The organism is Streptomyces sp. NPDC006476 (assembly GCF_040612015.1).
Lineage (GTDB): Bacteria > Actinomycetota > Actinomycetes > Streptomycetales > Streptomycetaceae > Streptomyces > Streptomyces griseorubiginosus_B.
Genome location: NZ_JBEXPK010000004.1, coordinates 105,745 through 124,406 on the forward strand (window position 1 = coordinate 105,745; position 18,662 = coordinate 124,406).

Below are 18,662 nucleotides of genomic sequence, written 5' to 3' on the forward strand. Positions count from 1 at the left end.
TGACGCGCGCAGACACCCGCTGATAGACACACTCATCACCCAGCTGGCGTCACCAGGCAGAACCCGGTCCTGCAGTCCGAACAAGCCGTCCCTGTGCGAGCGATGACGCGAGGTCACGATTCATGAGCCCACAAGAGCAGCACGGCGCAAGGCGTTCACATCCGAGAAGCCCCCGATCCCGCACGCCCCGGCTCGTCGCCCTCGCCGGCGCCCTCGCTCTGACGTCCTCGGCGGCCCTCGCGACCCCGCTCAACCCGGCTCCCCAGCAGGCGCAGGCGGCCGGGGACAAGGTCCTCACCGTCGCGGTCGCCCAGAGCGTGGACTCGCTCAGCCCCTTCCTGGCGGTACGGCTGCTCAGCACCAGCATCCTGCGGCTGACGTACGAGTACCTCACCGACTACGACCCCGGTGACGCGCACCCGGTGCCCGGCCTCGCCACCAGCTGGAAGCCGTCCGCCGACAAGCTGACCTGGACCTACACCATCCGCTCGGACGCAAAGTGGTCGGACGGCCAGAAGGTGACGGCCCAGGACGCGGCCTGGACGTTCAACAAGATGATGACCGACCAGGCGGCCGCCACCGCGAACGGCAGCTTCGTCGGCAACTTCCGCGAGGTGACGGCCCCGAGCCCCACCCAGCTGGTCGTCCGGCTGAAGAAGCCGCAGGCCACCATGACCGCGCTCGACGTGCCGATCGTGCCGGAGCACGTCTGGAAGAAGGTCACGGACTTCTCGAAGTTCAACAACGACAAGTCCTTCCCCGTCGTCGGGGACGGGCCCTTCGTCCTCACCGAGTACAAGGCGGACAGCTATGTCCGGCTGAAGGCCAACAAGAGCTTCTGGCGCGGGGCGCCCAAGTTCGACGAGCTGGTCTTCAAGTACTACAAGGACCAGGACGCCGCTGTGGCCGCCCTGCGCAAGGGCGAGGTCTCCTTCGTCGCCGGCCAGCCCGCCCTGACGCCGGCTCAGGCGGCCTCCCTCAAGGGCCAGTCGGACATCAAGGTCAACGACGCCCCCGGCCGCCGCTTCTACGCCCTGGCGACCAACCCGGGCGCGAAGGCGAAGAACGGCCAGAAGTTCGGCGACGGCGACCCGTCCCTGCTGGACCAGCGGGTGCGGCACGCGCTGTTCCTGGCGGTCGACCGCAAGACGATCATCGACAAGGTGTTCCAGGGCCACGCGGTCGAGGGCCAGGGCTACATCCCGCCCCGCTTCTCGACGTACTTCTGGAAACCGGACCCGGGCCAGGAGCTCGCCTACGACCCCGCCAAGGCCGCCCAGCTCCTCGACCAGGCCGGGTACAGGAAGAACGCCGACGGCAAGCGGGTCGGCAAGGACGGCAAGCCGCTGAACTACCGCGTCCTGTGCCACGCCACCGACCCCAACGACAAGGCGGTCGGACAGTACCTCAAGGAGTGGTGGGCGAAGCTCGGCATCGGCATGAGCCTGGACTGCCTGGACAACGTCACCGACCCCTGGCTCGCCGGCAAGTACGACCTCGCCTTCGACGGCTGGTCCGTCAACCCCGACCCGGACTACGTGCTGTCCATCCACACCTGCGCCGCCCTGCCCGCCACCCCGAAGGACACCGGCGCGACCGACAACTTCGTCTGCGACAAGACCTACGACGAGCTCTACGCCCGACAGCTCGCCGAGTACGACCCCGGCAAACGGGCCGGCATCGTCAAGCAGATGGAGTCGCGGCTGTACGACCTCGGGTACATGAACGTCATGGCGTACCCGAACGCCGTCGAGGCCTACCGCACCGACCAGATCAAGTCGATCGAGACGATGCCCAGGGCCGCCGGCAACATCTACGGCCAGGACGGCTACTGGAGCTGGTGGTCGGCGGTCCCGGCCGACTCCGGCGACTCCTCCGGCGGCGGCAGCTCGACCGGCGTGATCATCGGGGTCGTCGCGGGTGTCGTGGTCCTCGCCGGGGCCGGGGCCTTCCTCGCGCGGCGCCGGCGCGCCACCGCCGACGACCGCGAGTAGGCCATGTCCATCCAACCGACGGCGCCCGACTCGGCGTCGGCAGCGGTCGACAAGGCCGCCGTACCGGTTCCCACCGGTACTGCGGCCCGCGGCCCACGGGCGCGCACCACCACCGCGTATCTGCGCTACGGGGCGGCCAAGGCGGGCGGCGCCGCCGTGTCGCTGCTCGCCGTCCTGGTCACCGGCTTCTTCCTGTTCCGGCTGATCCCGGGTGACCCGGTGAAGACGATGACCGGCGGCCGCCCGGTATCGGCCGGACAACTGGCCGAGTACCGCAAGGAGTTCGGCCTGGACCTGCCGATGTGGGAGCAGTTCACCGACTACTGCCGCAAGGCGCTCACCGGCGACCTGGGCACCTCGTACCAGTTCCGCACCCCGGTCATCGACAAGATCACCGAGGCGCTGCCGAACACCCTGCTGCTGACCGGCACGGCCTTCGTGCTCTACACCGCGCTCGGCATTTTCCTCGGCACCCGCTCGGCCTGGCGGCACGGCAGGCTCGGCGACAAGCTCAACACCGGCCTGGCGCTGACCCTCTACTCCGTCCCGTCCTTCTGGCTGGGCCTGCTGGTCATCATCGTGTTCGCCGTGGGCCTCGGCCCCATTCCGGGCCTGTTCCCGACCGGCGGCATGGAGTCGGGCGGCAAGGAGGGCTTCGCCTACGTCCTCGACGTCGCCCACCATCTCGTCCTGCCGGTGGTCACGCTGGTCGCGGTCGAGTACGGCCAGACGCTGCTGGTCACCCGCTCGGCGCTGCTCGACGAGATGGGCAGCGACTATCTGACGACCGCCCGCGCCAAGGGCCTCAGGGACGACCTGGTGCGGCGCCGGCACGCGGTGCCGAACGCGCTGCTGCCCACGGTCACCCTGGTCTTCGTCAACCTCGGCCGGACCGTCGCCGGCGTCATCCTGGTCGAGACCGTCTTCTCCTGGCCGGGCCTCGGCGGGCTGTTCTACCAGGCCCTGAGCGTGCCCGATCTGCCCCTGGTGCAGGGGCTGTTCCTCTTCTTCGCCTCGGCGGTGATCGTCATGAACACTCTGGCCGACCTGGTCTACCCGCTGCTCGACCCCCGGGTGGGCCGATGACGACCGACACGGCGCCCGGGCCCCGCACGCTGGCCTGGCAGCGCCGGCGCCGCTCCGCCGCGCGGTTCTGGCGGCAGTACCGCACCCATCGCGCGGGCCTCGTCGGGCTGGCCGCGCTCGCCCTGTTCGCGCTGGTCGCGCTGACGGCCCCACTGACCGTCGGTTCCGGGGTGACCGGGGTGACCGACGCGCCGGGCAGTCCGCTGCAGGCGCCGAGCGGTGAGTTCCCGCTGGGCACCGACCGGTTCGGGCGGAACCTGCTCGGACTGGTGGTGTGGGGCTCGCGGGTCTCGCTGCTCGTGGGGCTGCTCGCGGCCGTGCTGTCGGTGGTGATCGGCACGGTCGTCGGGATCACCGCCGGGCACTTCCGGGGGGCGTACGCGACCGTGCTGATGCGGATCACCGACTGGTTCCTGGTGATGCCGGCGCTGGTGCTGGCCATCGCGCTGGCCACGGTGATGCCCCACTCCCTGGGCACGGTGATCCTCGCCATCGGCGTCACCTCCTGGCCGACGACGGCACGGCTGGTGCGCGCGCAGACGCTGGCGGTCGAGTCACGGCCGTACATCGAGCGCGCGAAGGCGCTCGGCGGCGGCCACTGGCACGTCATGAGCCGGCATGTGCTGCCCAACGTGATGCCGCTGGTGCTCGCCCAGACGACCCTGATGATCTCCTCCTCCGTCCTCGCCGAGGCGACCCTGGCCTTCCTGGGCCTCGGCGATCCGACGGTGATCTCGTGGGGCGGGCTGCTGCAGGACGCGCGGGAGGCGGGCGCGGTCAGCTCCGGCGACTGGTGGTACCTGGTGCCGCCGGGCATCGCCATCGCGGTGGTCGCGCTGGCGTTCACCCTGTGCGGGCGCGCGGTCGAGTCGGTTCTCAACCCCAGGCTGGGGGTGGCCCGTTGACGTTGCTGGAGGTCCGGAACCTGGAGGTGACCTATCCGGGCGGGGCGGCCGCGGTACGGGGCGTGGACCTGTCCCTCGCGGCGGGCCGCAAGCTGGGCATCGCGGGCGAGTCGGGGTGCGGCAAGTCGACGCTGGCGCTGGCGCTGCTGCGGCTGCTGCCCGCCGGGGCGCGGGTGTCCGGAGAGGTCCTGCTGGACGGCGAGGACGTCCTGACCATGCGGTGGGGGCAGGTGCGGGCGGTGCGCTGGGCGGGCGCCTCGATCGTCTTCCAGGGCGCGATGCACTCCCTCAACCCCGTGCACCGCGTGGGCGACCAGATCGCCGAGCCGATCCTGCTGCACCGCAGGGCGACGGCGGCCGAGGCGCGCGAGAAGACCGGCGAACTGCTGGAGCACGTGGGTCTGCCGGCCTCCCGCGCCTCCGCCTACCCGCACGAACTCTCCGGCGGTCAGCGCCAACGCGTGATGATCGCCATGGCCCTCGCCTGCGACCCCCGCCTCATCATCGCCGACGAGCCGACCACGGCACTGGACGTGATGATCCAGGCGCAGATCCTCCGGCTGATCGAACAGCTCGTGGCGGAACAGGACGTGGGTCTCGTCATGATCAGCCACGACCTGGCCGTCCTCGCCGACACCTGCGACCGGCTGGCGGTGATGTACGCGGGCCGGATCGTCGAGGAGGGCCCCGCCCGGCAGGTCTACGAGGACGCCCGGCACCCGTACGCCAAGGCCCTGTCGGCCGCCTTCCCGCGCATCGGCGACCCGGCCTCCCGGTTCGCCCCCCGCGGCCTGGCCGGCGACCCGCCCGACCCGTCCGAGCTGCCCTCGGGCTGCACCTTCCACCCACGGTGCCCGGAGGCATTGGACCGCTGCGCCACGGAGGACCAGCCGCTCCGCGACGCGGGACCCGGCCGACAGGCGGCCTGCGTGCACGTGGGCGCGCCCGGACCGGGACGGACGGCGGCGGCCGAGGACGAGGACGCAAGGAGTACGACATGACGACGGGAAGTCCTGCCGAGCACCCCGAACCGGCGGCGACGACACCTCTGCTCAGTGCCCAGGGCCTGCGGGTGACGTTCCCGGGGCGACGCGGGGAGGCCGCCGTGCGGGCCGTGGACGGCGTGGAGCTGGACATCCGGGCCGGGGAGATCGTGGCGCTGGTCGGCGAGTCGGGCTGCGGCAAGACGACGCTGGCGCGCACCCTGCTGGGGCTGGTGAAACCGACGGAGGGGCAAGTCCGGTTCTCGGGGCGCCCGTTGGAGTACACCTCCCGGGCCCTGAAGGCGTACCGCCGACGCGTCCAGCTCGTGCTCCAGGACCCGAGCGGATCGCTGAACCCGCGGCACACGGTGTACGACGCGGTGGCCGAGGGGCTGCGGATCCACGGGTACGGCGGCGACGAACGCACCGCCGTGGCCTCGGCGTTGTCCCGGGCGGGGCTGCGTCCCGCGGAGCGCTTCTTCCTGCGTTACCCGCACGAGCTGTCCGGCGGTCAGCGCCAACGGGTGGTCATCGCGGGCGCGTTGGTCCTGGAACCGGAGCTCATTGTCGCCGACGAGCCCGTGGCGTCACTGGACGCGTCCGTGCGCGGCGAGATCCTGGCGCTGCTGCTCCGACTGCGCGCGGACCTGGGCCTGTCCGCCCTGGTGGTCACCCACGACCTGGGCCTGGCCTGGAACATCGCGGACCGCGTGGCGGTGATGTACCTGGGCCGGATCGTGGAGACGGGCGACGTGGAACAGGTCCTCACCTCCCCCCGCCACCCCTACACCCAGGCCCTGTTGTCGGTCCTCCCGGAGGCGTCGGGTGCCCCGCTGGTCCTGACCGGCGAACCCCCGGACCCGTCCCGCATCCCCACAGGCTGTCGCTTCCACACCCGCTGCCAGATCCTGTCCTCGGGCGAGGCGGACACCACGGGCGTCGCAAGCCGCTGCCGCACGGAGGACCCGGACATCCTGACCGCGTCCCCCGTCCCGCAGGTCGCCTGCCACTGGGCGCGGACCACGGTGTCTACGTGACGCGGCCCCGCCCGCATACGGGTACCGCTCCGCGAACAGCGGCGCCCACCCATGGGCCGGCGCCTCGGCGACCAGCCCGTCGACGTCGGCACGGCTCCCGGCATGGAACGCCAGATGATTGAGCCCCGCCCGCAGCCGGTCATGGCCTCCCCCGGTCACGGGCGGTGCCACGAACACCCCAAGGGGCGCGGGGAACTGCGCGACCAGCCACGACGGCGCCCCGGTCGACAGACAACCCCCGCCCGAAACGCCAGTTCCCGGCACCAGTCAAACTCGGGGTACCGGGAACAAGGGCTCAGGCGCCGCAGGCTTACGCGTGGACGACGTCCTTCTCCTCGGCGAAGTGGCAGGCCGACTCGTGGGCGGCCGGGGTGTCGACGCCCTTGAAGCGTTCCGGGATCGCCAGCAGCGGAACCTCCTCCGCGCACTTGTCCTGGGCCTTCCAGCAGCGGGTGCGGAAGCGGCAACCCGAGGGCGGGTTGGCCGGGGACGGCACGTCACCGGTGAGGATGATCCGCTCGCGCTGCTCCCGCGCCTCCGGGTCCGGCACCGGAACAGCCGACAGCAACGCCTGGGTGTAGGGGTGCGTCGGGTGCTCGTAGATCTGCTCGTCGGAGCCGATCTCGGCCATCTTGCCCAGGTACATCACGCCCACCCGGTCGGAGATGTGCCGGACGATGGACAGGTCGTGCGCGATGAAGATGTACGACAGGTTGAACTCGTCCTGCAGCCGCTCCATCAGGTTGATGACCTGCGCCTGGACGGAGACGTCCAGCGCCGACACCGGCTCGTCGCAGATGATCACCTCGGGGTTCAGGGCCAGACCGCGCGCGATGCCGATGCGCTGACGCTGACCACCCGAGAACTGGTGCGGATAGCGGTTGATGTACTCCGGGTTGAGCCCGACGACGTCCAGCAGTTCCTGCACCCGGCGCCGCCGGTCACCCTTCGGTGCCACCTCGGGGTGGATGTCGTACGGCTCCCCGATGATGTCACCCACGGTCATCCGCGGGTTGAGCGAGGTGTACGGGTCCTGGAAGATCATCTGGATGTTCCGGCGGACCGCCTTCAGCGCCCGCCCGGACAGCCTGGTGATGTCCTGGCCCTTGTAGAAGACCTCGCCGGAGGTCGCCCGCTCCAGGTTCATCAGCAGCTTGGCGACCGTCGACTTGCCGCAGCCCGACTCGCCCACGATGCCCAGGGTCTCGCCCTGGTGCAGGTCGAAGGAGATGCCGTCGACGGCCTTCACCGCACCGATCTGACGCTTGATGACGATGCCCTGGGTCAGCGGGAAGTACTTGACCAGGTTGCGCACCTGAAGGATCGGTTCGCCCCGCTCCACCGGCGCGTCGAGCGCGGCCACCGCCTCCGTCTCGGAGTTGACGTCGGCGACCTCCACGTCGGAGACGTTCGGCGTGGCGTCCTGCGGCTCGTCGGCCGGGGTCGTCTCAGCCATGGATCGTCTCCTTCCAGAAGTGGCACGCGCTGGCGCGGCCGGGCAGTTCGCTGCCGTCCGCCTCGGTCACCGGGACCAGCGGCGGACGGTCGGTGCGGCAGATGTCCTGCGCCTTCTCGCAGCGCGGGTTGAAGGCACAGCCGCTGGGCACCTTCAGCAGGTTGGGCGGCAGACCCTTGATCGCGTACAGCTCCTGGCCCTTCTGGTCCAGGCGCGGGATCGAGTCGAGCAGACCGCGGGTGTAGGGGTGGGCGGGGCGCTTGTACAGCTCGTGCACCGGCGCCGTCTCCACGATCCGGCCCGCGTACATCACCGCGATCTTGTCGGCGACGTCCGCGACGACACCGAGGTCGTGGGTGATGAGGATCAGGCCCATCTGGTACTCGCGCTGGAGCTCCGCCAGCAGGTCCATCACCTGGGCCTGCACGGTCACGTCGAGGGCCGTGGTGGGCTCGTCGGCGATGATCAGGTCCGGCTCCAGGGCGAGCGCCATCGCGATCATGATGCGCTGGCGCATACCGCCGGAGAACTGGTGCGGGTAGTCGTTCACCCGGGCCGCGGCGGCCGGGATCTTCACCCGGTCCATCAGCTCGATGGCCTTGGCCTTGGCCTGCTTGCGGGACATCCCCTGGTGGACGCGGAACATCTCACCGAGCTGGAAGCCCACGCTGAGCACGGGGTTGAGCGCGGAGAGCGCGTCCTGGAAGATCATCGCGATGCGGGCACCGCGCAGCTTGCGCCGTTCCTCTGCGGACATGGTGAGCATGTCCTCGCCGTAGAACCGGATCTCCCCCTGGGGGATGCGGGCCGGCGGCATGTCGAGGATGCCCATGATCGCCTGCGCGGTCACGGACTTGCCGGAGCCGGACTCGCCGAGCACGGCCAGCGTCTCCCCGGAGTTCACCGAGTAGTTGACACCGTTGACGGCTTTCACCACGCCGTCGCGGGTCTGGAACTCGACGTGCAGATCGCGCACGTCGAGCAGCGGGCCCTTGCCCTTGCCGTCGCCGGACAGGGACGCCGGGGCGGCGTCGGTCGGGTCGATGATGGTCACGTACGCCTCCCTCAGCGCATCTTGGGGTCGAAGGCGTCGCGGACCACGTCGCCGAGCACGATGAACGCCAGCACGGTGAGGCTCAGCGCGCCGGCCGGGAACAGCAGCGCGTGCGGCGAGGTCAGGAACCGGTCCTGGGCGTCACTGATCATCAGACCCCAGGAGATGTTCGGGGACTGGATGCCGATGCCCAGGTAGGACAGGGCGGCCTCGGCGGAGATGTAGACGCCGAGGTTCATCGTCGTGATGACGATGACGGGGGCGAGGGTGTTGGGCAGGATGTGCCGGAAGGCGATCCGCCACGAGTCCGCGCCCAGCGCCCGGGCGGCCGTCACGTAGTCGTTGTACTTGTTGGAGATGACCTCGCCGCGCATGATCCGGAAGACCTGCGGCCAGCCGAGGATCGCCATGATGAACGACACCGACCAGACGTCGCCGCCGCCCCAGATCGACATGATCAGCAGACCACCGACGATCAGCGGCAGCGCCGAGAACACCTCGGTGATCCGGGACAGGACCGCGTCGATCCAGCCGCCGACCAGACCGGCCAGCATGCCCAGCAGACCGCCGATCAGGGTGGTGACCACGGTCGTCACCACACCGACGACGATCGAGTTGCGGGTGCCGTACACGGTGCGGGTGTAGATGTCGCAGCCCTGCACGTCGAAGCCGAACAGGTGCCCGGACGAGGGTGCGTTCATCGAGTTCTGCAGCTGGCAGAACCCGTCGGAGTACGGGGAGCGGGCCGTGAACAGACTCGGCGCGATCGCCAGGGCGAGCAGGCACACGATGATGAACGCCGTCACCAGGAACATGGGCCGCTTGCGCAGGTCCGTCCAGCCGTCCTTGAGCAGGCTGGCCTGCCGGGCCGCCGCCTTCTCCTCGGCCTCGATCTCCTTGGCGATGGCGGCCTCGTCGGTGGTGGGCCTCTCTATCGTCTTCTCACTCATAGCGAATCCTCGGGTCGAGCACGGCGTACATCAGGTCTACGAGGAGGTTGGCGACCAGGTAGATCAGCACCAGCAGGGTCACCAGACCGACCACGACGGGCCGTTCGCGCAGATAGACGGACTGCGCCAACTGGCCACCGATACCGGGCATGTTGAACACGCGCTCGGTGATGATCGCGCCGCCCATCAGGGCGCCGAGGTCGAAGCCCAGGAAGGTGACGACCGGGATCAGCGAGTTGCGCAGCGCGTGCAGGCCGATGACCCGCCGCATGGGCAGGCCCTTGGCGATCGCCGTGCGGACGTAGTCGGCGCGGATGGACTCGCCCATGCTCGTCCGGGTCAGGCGCGAGATGTACGCCATGGAGGTCGAGGCGAGGACGATGGCCGGCAGGATGTAGCTCTGCGGCCAGCCCTTCTCGATACCCGCGACCGGCGTGATCTTGAGGTTCACGCCGAACTCCAGCTGGAGCACGCTGCCGAGCACGAACACCGGGATCGAGATCAGCACCAGCGTCGAGATCAGCACGACGTTGTCGAGGAACTTGCCCTTCTTCAGGGCGGAGAAGATACCCGCGACGATGCCGATCACGGCCTCGATCGCGAAGGCGGTCAGCCCCAGCTTGAGGGTGACCGGGAACCGCTCCGAGACGATGTCGGAGATGGCACGACCGTTGTACGTCTCACCGAGGTCACCGGTGAAGACGCCGCTGATGTAGTGCCAGTACTGCTGGTACAACGGCTCGTTGAGGTGGTAGTGCGCGCGGAGGACCGCCGCGATGTTGGGGTCGGCCCGCTTGTCGCCGGCCAGTGCCTGGATCGGGTCGCCGGGCAGAGCGAAGACCAGGCAGAAGATGATGAACGTGACGCCTATGACCACAGGGATCACCTGCAGCAGGCGGCGCACGACGTATCGGCCCATGGGTACTCCAGAGGGGGTGCTCGACCCGACCGTGGCCGAGGGGAGAGCACGGTCGGACGGGAGACGGCGCAGAGGTGAGCAGGGGAAGGGTATTCCTCCCCCTGCTCACCCCGTACCGTTCAGGACTGCTCAGAACCTGGTCAGCTGAGCTTGACCTGGTCCCACAGGATCTGGTGACCGGCGACCTTCATCGACTTGATCTTGTCGCTGAAGCCGGCGTTCATCGTGTAGAAGTACACCGGGATGTACGGCAGGTCCTTCAGCAGGACGTCGTCGGCCTGCTGGTAGATCTTGACCGCATCCTCGTGCGTCGGGGCCTGGTCGCCCTGGACGAGGAGCTTCTCGAAGTCCTCGTTGACGTAACCCGAGTAGTTCGAGCCGTTGGTGATGGCTTCCTTGGAGAAGATCGGACGGAGGTAGTCCTCCATGTCCGGGTAGTCCATGCTCCAGCCCATACGGAACGCACCCTGGTACTTCTTGGCCTGCAGGTCGTTCAGGATGGTCTGGAACTGCTCGAACGGCTTGGCCGTCACCTTGATGCCGAGGGCCTGCTGGATCTGGTTGGCCACCGCCTCGACCCACGCCTTGTGGTCACCGTCGGCGTTGTAGCCGATCTCCAGCGTGTTGCCCGGCAGGCCGCCGCTCTGCTTGTAGAGCGCCTTGGCCTTGGTCGGGTCGTACGTGCAGGAGTCGCCGCAGGCGCCCTTGCGGTAGCCGTCGATGATCGGGCTGATGTAGTCGTCCGCGGGGGTACGGGCACCGAGGAAGATCTTCTCCGCGATCGTCTTGCGGTCGATCGACATGGAGATGGCCTTGCGGAGGTCCGCGTTCTGGAAGGCCTTGTTGTACTTGATCGGGAAGCCGATGTAACCGACGGCCGAGTCGGCCTCGTCGATGTAACGGCCCGGCAGATCCTTGTGGTACGTCGGCAGACCCGAGGTGGGGATCGTCAGCAGCGTGTCGAGGTTGCCGGCGACGAGGTCCTTGTAGGCCGTGTCGAGGTTCGAGTAGATCTTGAAGTTGACGCCCTTGGCCTCGATCTTCGAGGCGTCCGGGTACTTGTCGTACTTCGTGGTGTCGATCTCTTCGTTGTGCTTGAACGTGCCCTTGATCTGGAAGGGGCCGTTGCCGATCGGGGCCTCGCCGAAGCCCTTCGGGTCCTTGAAGAACGCCTTGGGCAGCGGGACGAACGCCGTGAAGGACAGCTGCGACGGGAACGCGGAGAACGCGCCGCTCAGGGTGACCTGGAGGGTGTTGTCGTCGATGGCCTTGAGACCGGAGAGCTTGTCGGTCTTCGGCTTCTTGCCCTCGCCCGGGTTCAGGTCCGCGTAGCCCTGGATGTGGCTGAACAGGGGGTTGGTGTTCTGGGCGTTGGTCTGGTTCGCGCCGTAGTTCCAGGCGTCGATGAAGGACTGGGCGGTGACCTTCTCGCCGTTGTGGAAGGTGTAGCCCGGCTTCAGCTTGATCGTCCAGACCTTGTTGTCCTTGGACTCGATCGACTGAGCCATGGCGTTGACGACCTTGTTGTCGGCGTCAAGCTTGGTCAGACCCGTGAAGAGGGCGTTGATGACCTGGCCGCCCTCGGTCTCGTACGTGTTGGTCGGGACCAGGCTGTTCTGCGGCTCACCGATCTCCACAGAGACGATGCCGTTGCCCTTGCCCTTGCCACTGCCCGAGCTGCCGTTGTCCCCGCCGCCGCCACAGGCCGTCGCACCCAGCGCCACTACGGCGGCTATCGCAACCCACTTGGCGCTCTTGGCACCACGCATGGGGCTCCTCCTCATGAGTCCATTGGTTCACCGCATGGGGGAGCACATGACACATCACCGTTACCGGTGCCTGAAATGGTCAGGTGCCCCCGCGCTCGATGAGTCGGCGCCGCTGCAGCGCGTGACCCGTTGATCCGAGCTCTACGCGCCTAACTATCTGCCATGCGCCGGGGCCGAACCACTCCCCCAAGGTCTCGGTTCGATCACACCTTGAACGAACATCTTCCAAAATCCGGACAAAGGGTTTGCTGAAAGATCCCTGCGAAACGGACTTGTTACACATCTACCGGTCACGGCTGTCCGCATTCCGGACACATGGCTGTAATAAATCAGTTGCGAAAGAGTCGGCTTGCGTGCCTGCGCCAACAGGGACTCCAACGGGTCGTCAGACCACGGCCGTTCGTCGCACAGCCGGAGTACAGGCAGGACCGATATCAGCGCAGGGTAGTGCCAATGACCCGACCTGTGGGGCCCTCGAACCAAGATGAAGGGTTTTCCCTACCTTCCCCGAAACCGAAACCGGGCACCGCGTCAGACGCGGTGCCCGGGATGTTCGTACTGACGCGGTGTCAGCCGTGCTTGGCGCGGCTCGCGGCGCGGGCGCGCTCGCGGGCGTCCAGGTTCACCTTGCGGATGCGGACGGCCTCCGGGGTGACCTCCACGCACTCGTCGTCCCGGCAGAACTCCAGGGACTGCTCCAGGGAGAGCTTGCGCGGCGGGACGATCGACTCGGCCACATCGGCCGTGGAGGAGCGCATGTTGGTGAGCTTCTTCTCCTTGGTGATGTTGACGTCCATGTCGTCGGAGCGCGAGTTCTCGCCGACGATCATGCCCTCGTACACCTCGGTGCCGGGCTCGACGAACAGCACGCCGCGCTCCTGGAGGTTCGTCATCGCGAACGCGGTGACCACGCCGGAGCGGTCGGCGACCAGGGAGCCGTTGTTGCGGGTCTGCAGGGTGCCGAACCAGGGCTCGTGGCCCTCGTGGATGGAGTGGCCGATGCCGGTGCCACGGGTCTGGGTCAGGAACTCCGTACGGAAGCCGATGAGACCGCGGGAGGGCACCACGAACTCCATGCGGACCCAGCCGGAGCCGTGGTTGGACATGTTGTCCATCCGGCCCTTGCGGACGCCCATGAGCTGGGTGACCGCGCCCATGTGCTCCTCGGGCACGTCGATCGTCATGCGCTCGACCGGCTCGTAGACCTTGCCGTCGACGTCCTTGGTGACGACCTGGGGCTTGCCGACGGTGAGCTCGTAGCCCTCCCGGCGCATGGTCTCGACCAGGATGGCGAGCGCGAGCTCACCACGGCCCTGGACCTCCCAGGCGTCGGGGCGGTCGGTGTCGAGCACCCGCAGCGAGACGTTGCCGATGAGCTCGCGGTCGAGACGGTCCTTGACCTGACGGGCGGTCACCTTGCGGTCCTTGACGGCCGCCTTCGCGTCCGCGCCCTTGCCGGAGCCGCCCCGGCCGACCATCGGGGAGGTGTTGGTGCCGATGACCATGGAGATCGCGGGCTCGTCGACCGTGATCAGCGGCAGCGGGACCGGGTTCTCGGTGTCGGCCAGCGTCTCGCCGATCATGATGTCCGGGATACCGGCGACGGCACAGATGTCACCGGGACCCGCCTTCTCGGCGGGCTTGCGGGTGAGCGCCTCGGTCATCATCAGCTCGGAGATGCGGACGTTGGCGACGGAGCCGTCCCGCTTGATCCAGGCGACGGTCTGGCCCTTCCTGAGCTCGCCCTGCTCGACGCGGAGCAGCGCGATACGGCCGAGGAAGTTGTCGGCGTCCAGGTTGGTGACGTGGGCCTGGAGCGGCGCGTCCTCGTCGTAGGTGGGGGCCGGGATGTGGTCCAGGATCGTGGAGAAGAACGGCTCCAGGCTGGTGGAGTCGGCCGGCACGGTGCCGTTCTCCGGCTTGGTCAGCGAGGCGATGCCGTCACGGCCGCAGGCGTAGACGATCGGGAACTCGATCTGCTCCTCATCGGCGTCCAGGTCGAGGAAGAGGTCGTAGGTCTCGTTGACGACCTCGTCGATGCGGGAGTCCGGGCGGTCCGTCTTGTTGATGCACAGGATGACCGGCAGGCGCTGCTGGAGGGCCTTGCGCAGCACGAACCGGGTCTGAGGAAGCGGACCCTCGGAGGCGTCGACGAGCAGGACGACCCCGTCCACCATGGACAGACCGCGCTCGACCTCGCCGCCGAAGTCGGCGTGGCCGGGGGTGTCGATGATGTTGATGGTGATCGGTTCCCCGCCGTCCTTGGGGTGGTACTTCACCGCCGTGTTCTTGGCGAGGATCGTGATGCCCTTCTCACGCTCCAGGTCGTTCGAGTCCATCATGCGGTCGTCGACGCCCTCGAGCTGGTGCGCGGCGAAGGCGCCGGCCTGCTTCAGCATGCCGTCGACGATGGTCGTCTTGCCGTGGTCGACGTGGGCGACGATGGCGACGTTGCGGATGTCGTGGCGCGTGGCCATAGTGAGGCGTACTCCCGGAGTGTGAGGAACGGGCCGTCGCGTACGTCTGTGTGACGCGGCCCCTGCCGGGCGCAACATGCCACGGCCTCACCCCATGGTACGTGCCGTCCCGGGCAGGGGCTCGCCCGGCCTCAGTTCCCGCTCGGACTGGGCGAGGCCTTCGCGCCCTTCCGCAGGAATCCCATGTCCTCGAACACCGGCGCCCGGAAGCCGAACGCGCCCGCGTTGACCAGGTCCTTCCGTGCGGCGACCAGCTGTGGCCGCTGGTACAGCGGAATCGATCCGGCGGCCGCCCAGATCCGTGAGTCGGCCTTGCGGATCAGCGCGTGGTTCTCGTCGTCGTCGAGGGTGGAGGCCGCCTGGTCGAACAGCTGGTCCACCTGGTCGGTGCCGACGCGGGTGTAGTTCTGCTCCACGTTCAGCGATCCGTCGGCGGCGGGCACCGGCTTGGCGTAGATCGGCCGTGCGTCGGTCGCCGGGAAGGCGGAGGCGGGCCACGAGTACAGCGCGAGGTCGTAGTCGCCGGACGCGACGTGGTCCTTGAAGTAGCTGTCGTCGGACACCTTCACGATCCGCGTACGGATCCCGACCCGGGCCAGCATCCCGCTGATCCGGTCCGCCACCGTGCGCAGGCTCTCCGACCCGGCGCCCGAGGGGATCACAAGGCGCAGGTCCAGCGCCTTGCCGTCCTTGGCCAGCACGCCGGCCGCGGCCCCGGCCGGGGCCGCCGTGCCCTTGGGTGCGTACGCCCCCGGCGCACCGCCCTGTCTGAGCTGGGCGTCGCCGTACTGCTTGGCGTCGGCGAGGTGCCTCGCGCCGTCCTCGCCCTGGTGCCTGCGGTCGTCCCTGGCGGGGGCCTTGTCGTCCTCGCCGACGATGTACTTCCCGTCGTCGTCGCCGTCGGACTCGTCCCGTGACTTCTTGCTCTCGGATCCGGCCGCCTTGGAGCTCTTCTTCTCCGTGTCTCCCTTCTCTCCCTTCTCTCCCTTCTCTTCCTTCTCTTCCTTCTCCTCCTTGACCGGTCCGCCCCGGACCCAGCCGGCGTCGGCGAGCAGCGCCTGGGCCTCGGCGGTGTCCTGGCCGCCCAGCGCGCCGCTGTTGTCGGCGTAGGCGGCCTGCCCGGCGAGGGCGAGATGGCTGCCGACCGGCACGGCGGGCAGGCCGAGCGGTCCGAGTACGGCCTTGGCGAGGGCGGCGCGGTCAATGGCGCGGGCCACGGCACGGCGTACCCGCTCGTCGGTGAGGGGGCCGGCGGAGCCGTTGAGGGCGAGCTGGGTGTAGGCCGGTTCCAGGGACTTGCGGACCTCGAAGCCGCGCAGGGCCTGCTGCTGCAGCTCGTACCCGATGATCTTCCTGACCTGCTTCTTGAGGGTGCGCAGTTCCTTGCCGGCCGACTCGTCGTCGGTGTCGTGCTTCAGGGCCCAGGAGCGCAGGGACTTCGCGGCCAGACGTCCGCCGCCGGGGCCCATCAGCGGGGTGCCGGTGCCCTTGGAGCGGGCGGCCAGGTCGATGCGCTGGGCGTCGGAGGGATCGATCTCGGCCAGGTCGATCTTCCCGTCGGCCAGCGCGGCGGCGCGCTTGTCGCGCGGTACGACGGTGAGGTCGATCTCGGACAGCTTGGCGGGCCGGCCCCACCAGCGGGCGTTGCGGACCAGGGTGACCTTCTCGTCCTTCGGGTCGACCTGGCGCGGGGTGAAGGGCCCGGCGGTCACCTTGAGCTTGCGGCGGGCGCCGTCGTTGAAGGCGTCCGGGGTGCCCATGACGTCCTTGGGGTACAGCGGGGAGAACAGTGAGCGCCAGTCGGCGTAGGGCCGGGCGAAGGTGACCTTGACCTCGAGGTTGTTGGCGCCGCGCTCGACCTTCTCGATGCGGTCGTAGCCGGCGTTGCGGGCGGTCCAGTAGGCGCTGTCCTTGCCGGACAGGGCGCGCCACTGGGCGGCGAAGTCGGCGGCGCCGATCTCCCGGCCGTCGCTCCAGACGGCCTGCTGGTTGAGCCGGTAGACCACGACCTGCTTGGGCTCGGTCTTGACGACCTTGGCGGACGCCAGGTAGTCGGCGTCGCGCACCGGCCGGCCCTGGGCGTCCAGCCGGAACATGGCGGGCAGCACGGCCTGGGCGACGCGGGTGGTGGTCGCGTCGGCGTCGGACTGGAAGGTGTTGAGGGTGTCCGGCACGTCGTCGACTGCCCAGTGCAGCGTGCCGCCGTCGGCGATCAGCTGCCGGCCGGACGAGGCGATGTCCTGCCCGGCGAGCGGCTTGCCGGCGGGGTCGTCCGAACCGCACCCGGCCAGCACGGGCATGGTGAGTGCGCTCGCGGCGAGGAAGGCGACCGAGCGTGTCACGCTGCGTCGGCGGGGGCGCCGCAGTGGGCCGTCGTTCGTCTGCGACGCCGTCGTGGCCGGTCGCGCCCCGCGGCGCAGCCGCTGGTCGGTGCTCTCCCGCGCCCCTTCAGGGCGCTGCAGTCCGGCGCCGTCGTAGGACATCTCTGCTACCTCCGGGGGAAGCCGCTCTCGCCGCCGGTGCGGGCGGGTCTGATCACGTTTGGCGGTATTTGGAGTTGATCAGATGTACGGCCCCACTGAAAGGGAAACGGTTCGCCTGGCCGGGACGACACGGCGACGAGGGCATCAAAGCCCACCCGTGCGGCCTATCTCACGCCGGTCTTCGGCCTCGGTTGCCGGGGGATCCGCCTGGAGCCAGACTGAGAAGCGGGCCGGGCGCGGCGTGCGCCCCCGGCGCACAAATAGCGCATGCGGGCGTGCACTGGAGGCGTGCAATCCGCCAATCGCTGCACATCCCTTCCCACCGACAGGTGTGACGCGCAACACTCGCAGGCGCATGAACGTTGCCACCTGAGGCCTGATGGCCCATGGAAGTGAGGTCACGTCATGTCCGTGCAAGACGACCTGACGTCAGTCCAGCGTTGCCTCGACGACCTGTCCCGGTCCGTGGGCCGCCTGGAGCAGCAGCTCGGCAGTGGCGGGCTCGACATCCGTCGTGTCCGCGCCGACGCCGACCACCTGCGGGAGAGCGTCGCGCTCCTGCGGGAGGCGGCCGCGATCCCGGGCGGAATGCGCAAGCCCGAGCTCGTCACCATCCCCGACACCCCGTACGACCCCTCGCTGTGGGTCGACACGGACGACGAAGGACTCGGCGCCCGAGACCGCCGCGCCCCCTGAACCCGACCGGAGTCAAGAGTTGGCCACTGGTACGGAACCCCATCTGAACAGCGGCGGCGTGAGAACGGGTACGCGCGCCGCGATCGACGCCCCGCATCTGCGGACCGACCGCTGGTGGCTGGCCCCGGCCGCCACCGCGGCCGGCCTGCTGGCCTTCATCGTGTACTCGACGTGGCGGGCCTTCGCGAACGCGGACTACTACTCGGCGCCGTACGTCTCGCCGTTCTACTCGCCGTGTCTGGCGGAGAACTGCAAGAACATGCCCTCGGGCCCGAACGCCGACCTCTTCGGCAGCTGGTGGGCGATCTCCCCGGCGATCATCATCCTGATCTTCCCGCTGGGCTTCCGCCTGACCTGCTACTACTACCGCAAGGCCTACTACCGGGGCTTCTGGGCCTCTCCCCCGGCCTGCGCGGTGGCCGAGCCGCACAAGAAGTACACCGGCGAGACCCGCTTCCCGCTGATCCTGCAGAACATCCACCGGTACTTCTTCTACGCGGCGATCCTGGTCGCGGGCGTGCTGACCTACGACACCGTGCTGTCCTTCCGCGACACGGACGAGAACTGGGGCCACATGGGCCTCGGCACCGTCGTCTTCCTGGTCAACATCACGCTGATCTGGGCGTACACGATCTCCTGCCACTCCTGCCGGCACATCGTCGGCGGGAAGCTCAAGCACTTCTCCAAACACCCCGTGCGCTACAAGGCATGGCAGTTCGTCGGGCGGCTCAACGCCCGGCACATGCTCCTGGCCTGGGCGTCGTTGGTGAGCGTGGCGCTCGCCGACTTCTACGTCTATCTGCTCGCATCCGGTGCCTTCGACGATCCGCGCTTCTTCTGACTGAGATGAGTG

14 protein-coding genes are annotated in these 18,662 nt (G+C 68.9%); 7 read left to right on the forward strand and 7 right to left on the reverse strand.

Annotated features, from left to right (window positions below):
* Nucleotides 1-122 precede the first annotated feature (122 nt).
* The 5 genes from ABZZ74_RS06240 to ABZZ74_RS06260 are packed head-to-tail and all read left to right on the forward strand — an operon-like array spanning nucleotide 123 to nucleotide 6,005.
* The gene (locus ABZZ74_RS06240) at nucleotides 123-1,994 is read left to right on the forward strand and encodes an ABC transporter substrate-binding protein (protein ID WP_356762141.1); all 1,872 of its coding nucleotides are present in this window, start codon (nucleotides 123-125) and stop codon (nucleotides 1,992-1,994) included.
* Between the two features lie 3 nt (nucleotides 1,995-1,997).
* Nucleotides 1,998-3,080 carry an ABC transporter permease gene (locus ABZZ74_RS06245; RefSeq protein WP_356762142.1) on the forward strand — a complete coding sequence of 361 codons (1,083 nt, stop codon included), beginning with the start codon at nucleotides 1,998-2,000 and terminating at the stop codon, nucleotides 3,078-3,080.
* Nucleotides 3,077-3,985, forward strand: coding sequence for an ABC transporter permease (locus tag ABZZ74_RS06250; RefSeq protein WP_133044448.1), 909 nt, complete (start codon nucleotides 3,077-3,079; stop codon nucleotides 3,983-3,985). Before ABZZ74_RS06245 ends, ABZZ74_RS06250 begins: the two co-directional genes overlap by 4 nt.
* Entirely contained in the window at nucleotides 3,982-4,986 is a 1,005-nt protein-coding gene (locus ABZZ74_RS06255; protein WP_356762143.1) for an ABC transporter ATP-binding protein, read from the forward strand. Before ABZZ74_RS06250 ends, ABZZ74_RS06255 begins: the two co-directional genes overlap by 4 nt.
* A complete protein-coding gene (locus ABZZ74_RS06260; protein ID WP_356762144.1) occupies nucleotides 4,983-6,005 on the forward strand; it encodes an ABC transporter ATP-binding protein in 1,023 nt (340 codons plus the stop codon). Before ABZZ74_RS06255 ends, ABZZ74_RS06260 begins: the two co-directional genes overlap by 4 nt.
* Before the next feature lie 310 nt (nucleotides 6,006-6,315).
* Here ABZZ74_RS06260 and ABZZ74_RS06265 read toward each other — a convergent pair whose 3' ends face one another.
* The 7 genes from ABZZ74_RS06265 to ABZZ74_RS06295 form a co-directional block, all read right to left on the reverse strand.
* Nucleotides 6,316-7,461, reverse strand: coding sequence for a dipeptide ABC transporter ATP-binding protein (locus tag ABZZ74_RS06265; RefSeq protein WP_356762145.1), 1,146 nt, complete (start codon nucleotides 7,459-7,461; stop codon nucleotides 6,316-6,318).
* Nucleotides 7,454-8,509, reverse strand: coding sequence for an ABC transporter ATP-binding protein (locus ABZZ74_RS06270; protein ID WP_356762301.1), 1,056 nt, complete (start codon nucleotides 8,507-8,509; stop codon nucleotides 7,454-7,456). Before ABZZ74_RS06270 ends, ABZZ74_RS06265 begins: the two co-directional genes overlap by 8 nt.
* A 17-nt stretch (nucleotides 8,510-8,526) precedes the next feature.
* Nucleotides 8,527-9,465 (reverse strand): ABC transporter permease, encoded by a 939-nt coding sequence (locus tag ABZZ74_RS06275; protein WP_356762146.1) that lies wholly within the window; start codon nucleotides 9,463-9,465, stop codon nucleotides 8,527-8,529.
* Complete coding sequence (locus tag ABZZ74_RS06280) at nucleotides 9,458-10,384, reverse strand: ABC transporter permease (protein WP_356762147.1); 927 nt, start codon at nucleotides 10,382-10,384, stop codon at nucleotides 9,458-9,460. Before ABZZ74_RS06280 ends, ABZZ74_RS06275 begins: the two co-directional genes overlap by 8 nt.
* 140 nt (nucleotides 10,385-10,524) lie before the next feature.
* Nucleotides 10,525-12,153: an ABC transporter substrate-binding protein gene (locus ABZZ74_RS06285; protein ID WP_356762148.1), complete on the reverse strand. Its 1,629-nt coding sequence runs from the start codon at nucleotides 12,151-12,153 to the stop codon at nucleotides 10,525-10,527.
* Nucleotides 12,154-12,722: 569 nt separating this feature from the next.
* A complete protein-coding gene (typA, locus tag ABZZ74_RS06290) occupies nucleotides 12,723-14,630 on the reverse strand; it encodes a translational GTPase TypA (RefSeq protein WP_356762149.1) in 1,908 nt (635 codons plus the stop codon).
* A gap of 131 nt (nucleotides 14,631-14,761) precedes the next feature.
* Complete coding sequence (locus tag ABZZ74_RS06295; protein ID WP_356762150.1) at nucleotides 14,762-17,113, reverse strand: ABC transporter family substrate-binding protein; 2,352 nt, start codon at nucleotides 17,111-17,113, stop codon at nucleotides 14,762-14,764.
* A gap of 405 nt (nucleotides 17,114-17,518) precedes the next feature.
* On the opposite strand from ABZZ74_RS06295, the gene ABZZ74_RS06300 reads away from it, so the two are divergent.
* Nucleotides 17,519-17,809 carry a hypothetical protein gene (locus ABZZ74_RS06300; protein WP_356762151.1) on the forward strand — a complete coding sequence of 97 codons (291 nt, stop codon included), beginning with the start codon at nucleotides 17,519-17,521 and terminating at the stop codon, nucleotides 17,807-17,809.
* A gap of 19 nt (nucleotides 17,810-17,828) precedes the next feature.
* Nucleotides 17,829-18,650 (forward strand): hypothetical protein, encoded by an 822-nt coding sequence (locus ABZZ74_RS06305; RefSeq protein WP_356762152.1) that lies wholly within the window; start codon nucleotides 17,829-17,831, stop codon nucleotides 18,648-18,650.
* The last annotated feature ends 12 nt before the right edge of the window (nucleotides 18,651-18,662 follow it).